The 11,688-nt window shown below is 57.2% G+C and carries 11 protein-coding genes; 5 read left to right on the top strand and 6 right to left on the bottom strand.

All coding sequences use genetic code 11. The annotated features are described in order from the left end of the window. Nucleotides 1–184: 184 nt before the first annotated feature. Genes HAHE_RS10000 through HAHE_RS09995 form a run of 3 tightly spaced genes read right to left on the bottom strand, consistent with a single transcriptional unit; the run spans nt 185 to nt 2,672 of the window. A complete protein-coding gene (locus HAHE_RS10000; RefSeq protein ID WP_338690668.1) occupies nt 185–1,042 on the bottom strand; it encodes a response regulator in 858 nt (285 codons plus the stop codon). A gap of 9 nt (nt 1,043–1,051) precedes the next feature. Next, nucleotides 1,052–1,498: a response regulator gene (locus tag HAHE_RS21745; protein WP_353415621.1), complete on the bottom strand. Its 447-nt coding sequence runs from the start codon at nt 1,496–1,498 to the stop codon at nt 1,052–1,054. After that, the gene (locus tag HAHE_RS09995) at nt 1,485–2,672 is read right to left on the bottom strand and encodes a PAS domain-containing sensor histidine kinase (RefSeq protein WP_338690667.1); all 1,188 of its coding nucleotides are present in this window, start codon (nt 2,670–2,672) and stop codon (nt 1,485–1,487) included. Before HAHE_RS09995 ends, HAHE_RS21745 begins: the two co-directional genes overlap by 14 nt. Nucleotides 2,673–2,873: 201 nt before the next feature. Between HAHE_RS09995 and HAHE_RS09990 the strand changes: the two genes are divergently transcribed. Continuing rightward, on the top strand, nt 2,874–3,890 hold the full coding sequence (locus tag HAHE_RS09990; protein WP_338690666.1) for a transposase: 1,017 nt from the start codon (nt 2,874–2,876) through the stop codon (nt 3,888–3,890). 859 nt (nt 3,891–4,749) lie between these two features. Continuing rightward, nucleotides 4,750–5,604, top strand: coding sequence for a toll/interleukin-1 receptor domain-containing protein (locus HAHE_RS09985; protein ID WP_338690665.1), 855 nt, complete (start codon nt 4,750–4,752; stop codon nt 5,602–5,604). Nucleotides 5,605–5,805: 201 nt separating this feature from the next. Here HAHE_RS09985 and HAHE_RS09980 read toward each other — a convergent pair whose 3' ends face one another. The 3 genes from HAHE_RS09980 to HAHE_RS09970 all read right to left on the bottom strand — a co-directional run bounded on the left by HAHE_RS09980 (nt 5,806) and on the right by HAHE_RS09970 (nt 9,144). Continuing rightward, complete coding sequence (locus HAHE_RS09980) at nt 5,806–6,954, bottom strand: hypothetical protein (protein ID WP_338690664.1); 1,149 nt, start codon at nt 6,952–6,954, stop codon at nt 5,806–5,808. A gap of 564 nt (nt 6,955–7,518) precedes the next feature. Then, complete coding sequence (locus HAHE_RS09975; protein WP_338690663.1) at nt 7,519–8,037, bottom strand: tetratricopeptide repeat protein; 519 nt, start codon at nt 8,035–8,037, stop codon at nt 7,519–7,521. A gap of 384 nt (nt 8,038–8,421) precedes the next feature. After that, the gene (locus tag HAHE_RS09970; RefSeq protein ID WP_338690662.1) at nt 8,422–9,144 is read right to left on the bottom strand and encodes a hypothetical protein; all 723 of its coding nucleotides are present in this window, start codon (nt 9,142–9,144) and stop codon (nt 8,422–8,424) included. Between the two features lie 347 nt (nt 9,145–9,491). On the opposite strand from HAHE_RS09970, the gene HAHE_RS09965 reads away from it, so the two are divergent. The 3 genes from HAHE_RS09965 to HAHE_RS09955 all read left to right on the top strand — a co-directional run bounded on the left by HAHE_RS09965 (nt 9,492) and on the right by HAHE_RS09955 (nt 11,660). Continuing rightward, nucleotides 9,492–10,118, top strand: a complete 627-nt coding sequence (locus tag HAHE_RS09965; protein WP_338690660.1) for a hypothetical protein — start codon at nt 9,492–9,494, stop codon at nt 10,116–10,118. Nucleotides 10,119–10,261: 143 nt separating this feature from the next. Continuing rightward, nucleotides 10,262–10,747 carry a hypothetical protein gene (locus tag HAHE_RS09960; protein WP_338690658.1) on the top strand — a complete coding sequence of 162 codons (486 nt, stop codon included), beginning with the start codon at nt 10,262–10,264 and terminating at the stop codon, nt 10,745–10,747. 193 nt (nt 10,748–10,940) lie between these two features. Next, complete coding sequence (locus tag HAHE_RS09955; protein WP_338690656.1) at nt 10,941–11,660, top strand: hypothetical protein; 720 nt, start codon at nt 10,941–10,943, stop codon at nt 11,658–11,660. The last annotated feature ends 28 nt before the right edge of the window (nt 11,661–11,688 follow it).

Below are 11,688 nucleotides of genomic sequence, written 5' to 3'. Positions count from 1 at the left end.
GCCACTCCCGCGCGGCGGGCACGCTCTCCCGCTTCCCTTCGATCCAACGGCCTGCTAGACCGTGATCATCAAAGCCTCATTCCACTCCCCAAACCAATGAAGCCAACAATCCAAATGCTCGAAAAACGGGACTGACCCCTTTCACTGACCGACCCCTTTCACTGACCCCTTTCACTTTCAGAGGTCACCTTCGCGCCCTTCTTTCGACAAAATCAAGGATTAAGCAACTCAACATCAGCACACCTGCGACGATATGAAACCAAAGCTCCTGACCTGAAAACCAAATGTCGAGGAAGCTATCTCGATGTTCTACGGCTATCGAAAAACTGGAGACTAAACACGCAGAAGACCATACCGTCAGAAGAGCCCAAAACGCATTCGCAAATCGTCGAAGTGGATTCCTGACGATCACAAAAACAAATACAATTCCACCAACCAACAAGGCGATCTGAACTTTCCCAGGCTGAAGCTGCGTGACGAGCCAGGTAAAAACTGCCGCTGCTACACCTGCCAATATGGCCTTAAAGAACCACTCAGACACCAGGGATCCAAATCGAACAGCAAGCTTCTTCGCGCCCCTAGCCTGCGCTTTGAGCCGTGCATTCTCTTTGATCAGTTTCTCAGCTTCTTCCCTGTCCGCCAAGTTTATGGTTGGTTCAAGCAATGCCTTGACGACCTTCAATTCGAGATGGCGAGAAGTCGGGCTCAAGAGGACTTTTGTCTTCTGGAGGAAGTCCGATGCACCAAGTTTTGTGCATTTGACCACGACGCCGTAGTCAAACTCCTGGCTGGAAAGTAAAATCACTCGAGTTTTAAAGTCTTTGTGTTTGGAAATCTGCTCCAATAGTTCGATGCCGGACATATCGATAAGATTGATATCGACCAGCATCAGATCAGGCGGATTCCTAATAGCCTCCTCCAAGGCCACCTCTCCGCTTTGAAAAAGTTCGGTGTTGTAAGATCCGCGGGCATTCTTCAGGCATAAGTCCATCAGAGTCGCATGTGCCTTGTCGTCCTCGACGATGAATACCCTGCAGCTCATTGGATGATCTTACGATGGGAGTCCTAGGCTAGATTTATTGCAAGTAAGCCAGTATTCGTCAATTTGGCGCATTAAGTGCGCCCATCCTTCAGGGGATCGAGGTTTTTCGAGATAGCTATTCGTGTAGTTATCATATGCATTGCTTATGTCCCTCGGATTGATCGAGGATGTGACTATCACAACTGGGATGCGGTGGAGACCAAGGATTTTTGCTTTCTCGTCTGTCTTGATCTTGGCGAGAATCATTGTCCCGTCTGCAGTCGGAAGCTTTAGATCAAGGATGATGAGGTCAGGTCGGTCAGCGGTCGGCGATTGCTCTAGTCCAAACAGAAAGTCAAGAGCCTCTCCACCGTCTCCAATACGAGAGATCTTGTCAGATGGGTTCGCGTTTCGTGTTAGCAACTCTGCGTGATCTTCATCGTCCTCGATTAGTAAGATATTTCTAGATGCCTTCATCGTCGGCTATAAGTTTTTGAGCTTCAGGAAGGGTGAAGTAGAATACGCTTCCTTGTGGTGAGTTGTCTTCAACCCATATCTTTCCTTGATATAAAGATACGATCCGTGAAACGATGGCAAGTCCTACTCCCATTCCTTCGTCATTAGATCGTAACTTCTGAAACATCATGAATACCTTGCTCTTGTTGTGCTCCGGTATTCCTACTCCGTTGTCGGCGACATAAAAGACGCTATGGCGGATATTAGCATGGTCTTCGCTAAGGCCAATTTCGATATTCGGGCTCTGCTTTGGGTCCCGATATTTGATGGCGTTGGAAATCAGATTCTGGAGGATCAAGATAACGTGGCTTCTTGCGACACGGAGTGTCTGTGAGATTCCCTCGCAGGTAATGGTCGCACCACTTTCTTCGATTTTTTCCTTCAAGATATCTTCGACATTCTCGATTGCGTTAACAACCTCTAGATCTATCCTTTTTTCTTTTCCATTCCCGATTCTATACAGTTCGGTAATGCTCTCGAACATCTCCTGCATTCGATCGGATGCTCTCTTGCAGCGATCGAGTTCGACTCTAGCCTTTTCAATTAGTTTGAGCGACTCTCGTTCCTTGGACGCTTTCTCAAGATGCTCAATTGCAATAGGTAGAAACGAGCTAAGTGTAATAAGCGGAGCATTCAGATCGTGCGAAAATGCGTAGGCAACCGATTCTAGCTCGCTGTTCTTGAGGCGAAGCTCCTTTTCCTCTCGTAACTCTTTCGTTACATTTCGGATAAAGAAGAAAGCCGACGTTTTGTTGTTCCACGTTCCGATGGTGGCAGTGACCTTCACATCGGAAATCCGCATATTTGGCCGGCAGAACACGAGTGCGGAAAACTCGGACTTCTTTTTCGCCCCAAGCTCACGCAATTTGGCTTCCACTGGCGAACCAGTTCTAGTGTAAAGAATTTCGGTGATGTGGGAGACCTTCTCTCTCTTCAGGGAAGCTAGAGAAGTTCTGGAATTTTCGTAACCCAGAATTGATAGCATGTTGTCGTTTACGAATTGAAATTCGTAGTCGTCGTTTGGGTCTGCGACGATAACGCCAAGCGGCACTTGCTTCACTAGCCGCCGGTAAGACTCCCAGATCTGCTTTTCCCGTCCCGATGCCATCGCTGTCGATGATCTTTGGGAACTCACGGTCCTTGTCAATTGTGGAGATGCCGGTGCAGGAGCGGGTCCCTTCAAAGGGGTCTCCCTTCAAAGGGGTCTCCCTTCAAAGGGGTCAGTCCCGTTTTTCAAGCATTTGGCGGGGTCAGTCCGTGAATCCTGACATGAAAGGGGTCAGTCCTCGCACTTTAACATTGTTGGCCAACTGCACGATCCCCACCCTGCCCATTAATGGCCCGGCCCCTCCGCTACGAAGCCGCCGGTGCGGTGTACCACGTCATGGCCCGCGGCGATGGCGGCAAGGACGTGTTCGAGACCGACTCCGACCGTCACGACTGGCGGTCGCGGATCGAGGAGGCATGGGGACGTTTCGGCTGGCGGGTCCACGCCTATGTGTTGATGGGCAACCATTTTCATCTGCTGCTCGAAACCCCCGAGCCGAATCTGGTGAAAGGCATGAAGTGGATGATGGGGGCCTATTCGCAAGCGTGGAACCGACGGAGGAAGCGCCGCGGCCACGTCTTCCAAGGGCGCTACAAGGCGGTGGTGGTCAACGGGGAAGGCGACGACCACTACTTCCGGATCGTCGCCGACTACATCCATCTCAATCCCGTTCGAAGCGGCTGGGTCGGAGGAGACACGGGCCGGGAACTCAAGGAGTGGGCGTGGAGCAGCTTCCCGACCTACGCGAGCCGGAGGACGCTGCCGTGGCTGGAGACGGACCGGGTTTTGCGGGCATTCGAGCTGGCGGGCAACCGTCGCGGCCGGGCGGCCTACGCCTCCTACCTGGAGGCACGGGCGAAGGATCGCGAGGGCACCTTGAACGATGAGTCCCTGAAGTCGCTCCGTCGGGGATGGTATCTTGGAGAGGAGGGTTTCGGTGACCAGTTGCTGGACGTGCTCGCCGGCGGGCTCCGCCCCAAGCGCAAGCGGGGAAGCGTGACTGGCGCGGGAGCACGCGCGCATGACGAAAGGGAGGCTGAACGGCGGATCCGGGAAGCGGTGTTGGGCTTGGGCTTGCCTACCCGACCGGCGGAGCTCTCCGGGCGAGGTCGCTACAGAGACGAAAAAGCGGTTGTGGAGTGGTGGGTGAAGCGGCAGACGTCGGCATCGAATGCCTGGCTCGGCGAGCGGCTCGCGATGGGCCACCCGGGAAGCGTCAGCCGTGAGGTTGGCAGGATCGCCAAAGAGCCGAACCTTGCGAGACAAGCGAAGGCATTGGAGCGAATGTTAAAGTGCGAGGCCTGACCCCTTCGAGACCACTTCGAGAGCCTTTGGGGAGAGACCTCTCTGGCATTCTCGCAAATCGGGTTTGAATTCAAAAAAAGTCGTGTAGCTTTCTAACGTGAAAGGTTGGTCGCTTTTTTTCGGGTTCTTGATGCAAATACTGCATGTTGAGGCGAGCACCGGACCAGAATTGCTTGCAGTTCAGCCCAATCCGCCAATCTTCAACATTGGGCCAAGTGGCCACCTCGGTGGAGGAACGTCTTCTACGGCGGACAATTTAAGTGTCATCCACGGACAACCGACTGAGAACCTTTGGGCCATTACGCTCACATCGTATTCCGGAGGTAGCGGAACAGTCACGTTCTTAGAATCAGAGGGACAGACGACCTCAACGCATACGTCGGTTACCGAAATACCAAAGATTGAAAGCGGATTGGGGCTCGCTTGGTTCCCGCCGCCGACTTCGATGGTCTGCGTTGGACCTGACTCGGTAGAATGCGAGGTGGGATTTTTGCGTGAATTTCCAAGCGGTGAGTCAGCCGGATGGTTGGAAGACGGCGCAACTTCTTATCCGGAGCTTGGGACGTCGCTCTTCGTTGGTCCTGATGTTGCGCAGCTCATCGACGGCTCCCGAGTGGATTCCGGCGCGTGGGGTGATCATCCTTCCTTTCCCCCGCACACTTCAGGAGAGGTTGCGGGCGTCCCCAACTCCCCTGTTGCGCCAGCTCGATCGGCCACCTCGAATCGTTCTCCACCCAGTGGCCGAGAGGAGAATCTTGTCATACTCATCCACGGATGGAATGGGGACTCGCCCTCAGCGAGCGCTTCGATTGCGACTCCCGCAGAAACGGAGAAGGCGATCCTACGTGATTGCTGGAACTTGGCCCAGTACGACTGGACCAAAGACGCATCGCTCGCAGCTATCACCCAACAGGGAAACCACCAACGAATCCCGGCAGGGGAATTCGTTGCCTACACACGCGGTCATGACTTGATGCTGGTCGGCGCCGTCGATGCCGATCAGGCGAAAGAGCTAGTCGCAGTCGTAGTCCACTTGCCACAACTGGGCATTCATCTTGAGGTTCGCATCAGTTCCGAGGCGGTCTTGGCCTCAGGCACCGCTGGCGTGGTCTTGCTCTTGTTCTTCCTCCTTGTTGCAAACCGCCAACCTCGTTCCCCTTTGCCACAAATTAAGGTTCACGAGTCCCGTCAAGTCGAGCATCGCGAACCATGCTCGCTGTCGCCCATCAACCTTTCACCAACTTACTCGTTTTTCCTGAGTCACAGTTCGAACGACAAAGCCACAGTGGGCCTTGTCGAAAGAGCCATCCGAGCGCTGGGTCACCATTGCTGGTACGACGCTGAAACTCTTCCACCGGGGTCCTTTCTCGCTCCAAACATCACCAATGGGATCCAATGCTCGGACTGCTTTTTGCTTTTCTGTTCAAAAAGCTCCTTAACTAGCGATTGGGTTTTGCGAGAACTTTGCATTGCCCTATATCGGGAGCACGAACTTCAAAAGGAGTTTGGACCACAGTTCTCCCTGATTGTCCCAATCGACCTCGACGGCTACGTTTTCAGCGATGAGTTCAACTGCTGGGCGAGAGCCGAATTACACCAGCGGTTGATTTCAGACTTTACTGAGATTTCTGACCCGCTGGTCCTCGCTGCCGCACTCAGAAAACTGCTGGAGTCGATCCAGAATCACGCGTGTGACTCTGCTACCCACCTCTAGAGGACAGCACTCAAAGGAGTTTAAATGGGTAGGTCCGCGAATCAAAAATTTCATCTTCAGCGGGGTCTCGAAGGCGTCTGTCAGTCAATCGTGACATTGACCGCTTCTACGACCCCTTCGCTGAGACCCCAACCCTCGAAACGGTCCGCCGGAGGCAACGGTAGGTCCCGCTGCCAAAGTGGTGGCTGGGAAATCCCCCGCTCAGTCTGCCCCCGGATCCTCGCCGAGGGCGACGGCGCAGCGGTCGAGGAGGCCGTAGGGGGCACCGGTGTTCCTGAGGGCGGGGCGGGCCTCGCAGAACTCCTGGATTTCCTGTACTTTGGCAAGGGCCGCCGGGGTCTTCAGCACGCCGAGGAGATTGATGAGCTGCATGCTGTGGTCGAGGCGCTGCTGGAGGGGGCTGGGGCCACCTTCCGCGTCGCTTTCATTCCACCAGTTCGGGGCGAGGGAGGGGGTGGTCTTCTCCCAGAAGGCGAGATCCCGGTCCACCATGCGGAGGATGAGGGGGGCGAAGGTCTCGCTGGCGGTGTCATCCCCGTCCTGCCCCCTCAGCAGAATGATGAGCTGTTGATGCATGGGATTGTCGCTCCAGCCGGGAGCCGGCTCGCTCAGTAGCTTTTCCACATGCGGGATGGCGGCGGCACCGCAGCGGACCAGGATGTGCCGGGCGTGCTCGGCGATGACCCAGCAGTCCGAAGACACCAGCCGGACCGCCATCGCGGCACGTTCCGCGGGGTCCTCGTTGGCCAGACATTCGACAAGCAGCTCGCGCTCCTCCGAGACCACGGCGATCTGCTCACGGACCTCCGACAGGGTTTCCCTGTGCTCGTACAGGGACAGCTTCTCTGGTTCACGGTACAGCCCCGAGGGCAGGAAGATCCTCTGGTCCTTGATTAGTGCGGCATGGGACTCCATGCCCGGCTGCGGCAGGGGTTTCCCGCCGGGGACGATGTCGTAGTCAGGGATGCCGGGCATCAACCCTTCCGGAACGAGGAAAAGCATCATCCGGCCGGCCGGGACCACCTCCGGCACGAATTCACCCTCCCGGGGACCCAGCAGCATGCGGTCGTCCATGGTGGTCCGGGCCTCCTCCGGGGCGAACTTGGCGAGGTCGGGGAAGTCGAGTTCGTCTCCCACCTTCTTCGGTCCGTAAAGCACTTCCTCCACGGTCACCTTTCCATCGATCTCCCCGCCCTCGGTCACGATCAGGATGTCCGTGGCCTCTAGGATGTGGCTCTCCAGTTTGAAATACCAGTTGGGCGGCGCATGGGTCGGTCCCTTCTCAACCGCATGGGCCGGAGCAAGGGCAACAAGGGCGGCGGCGAGGAAAAGGGCGGCGGCAGGCTTCATGGAATCGTCCAGTTGGAAGCACTTCGCACGGGCGGGACGGATTGTGACAGGGTAAGCGGGTTTTCCGCGAAGGGTGCCCCCCTTATCGCTCCATCTACCGGAGCGGCTGAGCTTCCAGCGTCCTCGTATCGAGCTCGTATATGATCCCGCTTGGAGTTCGCCCACTTGCCTCGCTTGTATCGACCTTAATCGTCACTTTGGAACCGACCGCAGTTTGGACCGAACCACCGAAGGTTGGCGAATAGGCTCCAACCGGAATAATGACTGACACCTCACCCTTGGTGGTTGTCGTCACACTTGCCTCATATGTCATTGATTCGGCCCCGCTCTCCCTTGCAGCCTTCGCAGCCGCGATCACCGAATCCTTCAGCGAAACAGTCTCGATCTTCGGAGGCTTGGTGAGGCAGCATGATGGGAGGCAAACTGCGGTGAGAATCGAGGACGTCAGCCATCTTGTCATTAGTCACAAATGCTATCACCGCGAACAGATTCCAAGCATCAAACTCAAAGGGGGTCGCGGTGAGCGGAGACGCGTGCTCAGGTTGAAGCAGAGAACACCCGCAGTCATTCTACCTCGTCCTTTGCGGCGAGTTCCTGCGCGCGTTTCGCATGTTCATTGGCCGCGGCATCGTCGCCCAAGCCCTGGAGCGCCATCGCCGCAAGACGGTGTGCGTCTTTCGATTCCTCCCTCTCCAGAATTTCCGTGGCGAACTGGAGTGCCTCTTCGTTTTTGCCGAGCCTGATGTAGGAGCTTCCCAACAGAGTCAGGCAATCCAGGTCATCGAAGCCCTGCTCTCGGGCGAGTTGAAGTGACCCGATGGCGGCTTCGTAATCCTCCCGCTGATGATGAATGATTCCAAGGAGGTGATGGTCGAAAGCCTCGGCCTTCAGGTTCTCGATCAGGTATTCGAGGTGGCCGACCGCTTCGTCGAGCGGGCCGCCCGCCTGTAAAAGCGCCGTCGCCAGGGCTCGACGCATGGCCCGGTTGTCGGGTTCCTTTTCCACGGCGGATTCCAATTTCTCGACCGCCTCCTCGGACATGTTTTCGGCCATGTAGCCGCCTGCGCGTCGAAAATCCTCCATGGCGGTCGGGACCCCGTTCCTGTCGCTCGCTTTGGGGGCTCGTCCGGGGCCCGCATTCTCTCCGGCCGTTTCCGCTCCGAGCGAGGCCTGCCCCTGGGAACCGGTGTACGGATCACCCGTCGGCGTGTCTTCGCCAAGGCTTCCGAAACGTCCCTCCCGCACCTTCACGATCCAGAAGACGATGGCAATGGCGACCAAACAAAGCGGGACGATATATCGAGGCTTTGGCATATCCTATTTCCCATCAGAGTGATGCACGCAGGTCCCTTTCGCTCGACCCCGGGAATGTGACGGAAGTGTGATCCATCAGACACCACCTCATCTCTCAGTGGGGCCGGTTCTGGAATACGAGCATTCGAATCCAAGGGGCTGAAGGCTGACCCCTTACTCGAAGCCGACCGATTCACGCAATGCCGAAACGGAGTCTCGCTCCTTCAGCAATCCTTGTTTCCGGAATGCCGACATGGCCCGGGCTTTGGCCTCATGCTCGAGGACCTCGCCGTGTCCCGGAATGATCCGTTGGATCGGAAGATTTATGATTTCACGAAGGCTCTCTTCAAAGGCGGCGCGATCTTTGACGGAGGCCTTCAATCGTCTGGAGAAGGCCGGGGCCGGGTTTCTTCCCAAAGTCGGGGTGAGCAGGAGCTTCGCCCACAGCGAGTGGATCTCGGGAAAGTGGAAAAGCAGATCGCACACGATCAGGGTTCCGGACGGCTGGTGGAAAAACACCTGCTCCCTCATCTTCGGAGCACCCTCCAGCGGCAGGACCCGGATTTCGTCGCTCCACTCCGCGGGGGGATCGAGCAGGTTTTCCACCTTGAAATCGACTCTCTCCGCGAACCCGAGAGGCGCATAGAACGGCAGATCCGGGAAGCTTTGGTGGCCCTTTGCGCTGAAGGTGTCGTGATCGATCATCCCTTCAATCAGCCAGCCGGGCTCGCCCAGCTCTTCGATCTGCTGTCGGTCCGAATCCGTGAAGGCGGCCGTCGAGTGGATGAGAAGCTTGCCACTCGCAAGACGGATGATCGTGACATTGCGGCGGATATCGACGCCGAGGATTTTCAACGGAAAGGAAAAGAGCCAGAGGTTCTCGGAAAGCTTCTTCATGGAACAAACGGTCAGCTCGAACCTGTAAGCCAGAACTCCCGCGTGTCCACCCGAGGTCCGGAATGTCTGTCAAAGGGGCCGGCCTCAAAGCGAGCATTCCGGAATGGCGCTGCTTTGACGGCTGTTGCGGTCGGAAGGTCGGAAGGTCGGAAGGTCTCAAACTCGAAAGCCCGAGCAATCTGCCCGTTGCGGTCGTGCGGCGACGCTTGATCGGCGGGACTTTCGACCTTGGACTTTATGACCTTCAGCCGTCCTTCCATCCAAGTCGCCCGGCACCTGACTGAAAGGTGCGAGATGCTCATTGAAAGGTGACGGTGATTCGTGATGGTCTCATTTCCCCCCTCCCCGTGACTCGTTTGTTCCATCACCTTCTGTTGCTTGGCAGCGCGGTAATGCTTGCCAGTTGCTCTTCCAGCCAACTCCCTCCCGCCGACCAGCGACGGGTGAACAAGGAAGCATCGCTTCAGGACTTCGCTGGCAGTTATCGGAACGGAGCGACCCGGGAAGCCAGCGTCAAACTTTGGTCCAAGCTCGGGTCCGGTGCGTCAGGGCGATGGCACCAGCAAGTCTTCAGTCCACCGCGTGACCGCTACGGCAACCCGGCGAGTGACAGTGCCCGCTTCAGCAGGACCATCCAGCCGGATTCCCGGATCACACTCAGCATCGAACCGAACGGCGACCTGAGTTTCCGGAATCGGCTGAAGGACGGCACCGAAGTCGGACGCGGCCTCATCCGCGCCGGAGACTACCGCTTCGAGGATGGCTGGATCGTGATTAAGGAAGATACCGCCGGCCATGGTCCCGGGGCCTACTACCCGGGCGTCGCTGTGACCCACAAGCGCTTCGCCCTCGCGCTGAATGCCGAGCGATCGCTGCTGGTCGAAGAGAAAGGCCGGATCGTCGGCACCAATATGATCATCCTCCCCTGGGTCGAATCCAATCACAAGATCACCCTCTACCCGAGGATGGACTGAGCCCTTCGGTACCTCTTCGCGTGTTGGTGATTCCGTTCAAAGGGGTTGTTCGCTCTTTGAATTTGCCCACGCCCCGGGGACTGCCTTAGCCTCAAGGGCTTGGTTTTCTGACAAGAACTCCATCTAACAAAAGACGTCGAACGATGAAAACGCCCACTCATTTTCTGATCGGCCTTACCGCGATTGTTGTTCTGGCATCGACCCCGTTCCACAGCTTTGCCGGGGACCAGCCTTCCGCTACGGAGCATCCGGAAGGTCAGGAGAGACCGGAGCATCCGGAAGGTTCGTCGGGCCAGAAGGCGCCGAAGGGTTTGATTGGGTTTGTCGGTCAGGTTCGTGGGGTCGTTGTGAAAAACCGCGACGATCAAGGCGTTGAGTTCAAGGTCATCCGTGTCATTGCGACGCGGGAAGACAACAAGGCCCAACAGCCCAAACTCCTCGAGGGGCGGACCGTCTCGATCGGTCCGAATCTGTCTGAGGAGGGGAAATGGAACCCGGTGGAAAGGCAAATCAAGTATCTCCGGACCCTGAAGCCCGGCGAAGAACTGACCCTCGATTTGGGCCATGCCGAGCGGGAGCATTTCGTTCTTTTGAGGAAAAGGGGACCATGGTCGGGAAAGGAAAGATAAGGACCGTGGAATTGCCGAACTGAGCCGCGAAGTCGAAGGGGTCAGCTACGCTACATTCTCAGCGCGACATCAGCCAGCAGTAGAGGTAGATCACCGCCGCGCCGATGAGGTTGAGCACCACGCCCTTCGGGAACTCTTCGCGTATTGGTGATTCTATTGGCCCGTGCAGTTGGCTTTGTGTTAGGCCATCCGCGTGTTGCCATCATTCTGGTTCCGTGTGTCCGTCCTCGCATTGCCATTCCTCGCCGGGCCGACCGCGGGAGCGGCAACCCTTGTGACGGGCTCGATCGAGGCGACTGTCTCGACCATCACCGAAGAAGGAAGCTCGACCGCGCCAGCCGGAGTGGCCATCGGCCAAGCGGCGACGATCGAGTTCCAGTATGATGCCGATGCGCTTTTCACCGTGGCGTCGCCAACGGCGCGTGCCTACCGCGACGGCATCGGCCTCAACATCCGGGTAACGATCGGGGGCACGGTCTGGGAGGGAAGCGACAGCAATGGACTGGCTTCCGTAACCAACGACGGGCCGGGCGGCGTGGATCGCCTGGTGTATGAGCTCTACACGCTCTCCGGGGATCCCGCGCCGGTCTTCACTTCCTTCCCGAACCAATTGACCACGGGCACCAGCACCTCGTTGCTGAGCCTTGTCCTCGAAGACACCACGCCACCGAACGAGCTGTTGAGTTCCTTGGAACTCCCGGCGGATCTCGCGGACCTCAACCCGAGCGCGGCGACCTTCAGCTTCTTCCGGATCGAAAGCTGGGACACGGCAACCGGAGATCGCTACCGGATCGACCTTGCGACCGATGTCGGTAGCCTGACGCTGGTACCCGAGCCGCGGGTAGCGGTTCTCGCCGGTGTGGCCTTCCTGCTGGTCGCCGGGCGCCGCCGACGTCCCCCGGTTTCGATTTGAGCGCCAAGGGTTGGGCCTCAAAGGTGGT

The organism is Haloferula helveola, assembly GCF_037076345.1.
Classification (GTDB): domain Bacteria; phylum Verrucomicrobiota; class Verrucomicrobiia; order Verrucomicrobiales; family Akkermansiaceae; genus Haloferula; species Haloferula helveola.
The sequence above is the reverse complement of the archived record's forward strand: the minus strand, read 5'-3'. Positions and strand labels throughout refer to the sequence as shown.

What these genes read in the sequence shown, in the direction of transcription:
- HAHE_RS10000 (WP_338690668.1), bottom strand. Translation starts at nt 1,042, where the DNA reads ATGAGCTGCAGGGTATTCATCGTCGAGGACGACAAGGCACATGCGACT.
- HAHE_RS21745 (WP_353415621.1), bottom strand. Translation starts at nt 1,498, where the DNA reads ATGAAGGCATCTAGAAATATCTTACTAATCGAGGACGATGAAGATCAC.
- HAHE_RS09990 (WP_338690666.1), top strand. Translation starts at nt 2,874, where the DNA reads ATGGCCCGGCCCCTCCGCTACGAAGCCGCCGGTGCGGTGTACCACGTC.
- HAHE_RS09980 (WP_338690664.1), bottom strand. Translation starts at nt 6,954, where the DNA reads ATGAAGCCTGCCGCCGCCCTTTTCCTCGCCGCCGCCCTTGTTGCCCTT.
- HAHE_RS09975 (WP_338690663.1), bottom strand. Translation starts at nt 8,037, where the DNA reads ATGGAGGATTTTCGACGCGCAGGCGGCTACATGGCCGAAAACATGTCC.
- HAHE_RS09970 (WP_338690662.1), bottom strand. Translation starts at nt 9,144, where the DNA reads ATGAAGAAGCTTTCCGAGAACCTCTGGCTCTTTTCCTTTCCGTTGAAA.
- HAHE_RS09960 (WP_338690658.1), top strand. Translation starts at nt 10,262, where the DNA reads ATGAAAACGCCCACTCATTTTCTGATCGGCCTTACCGCGATTGTTGTT.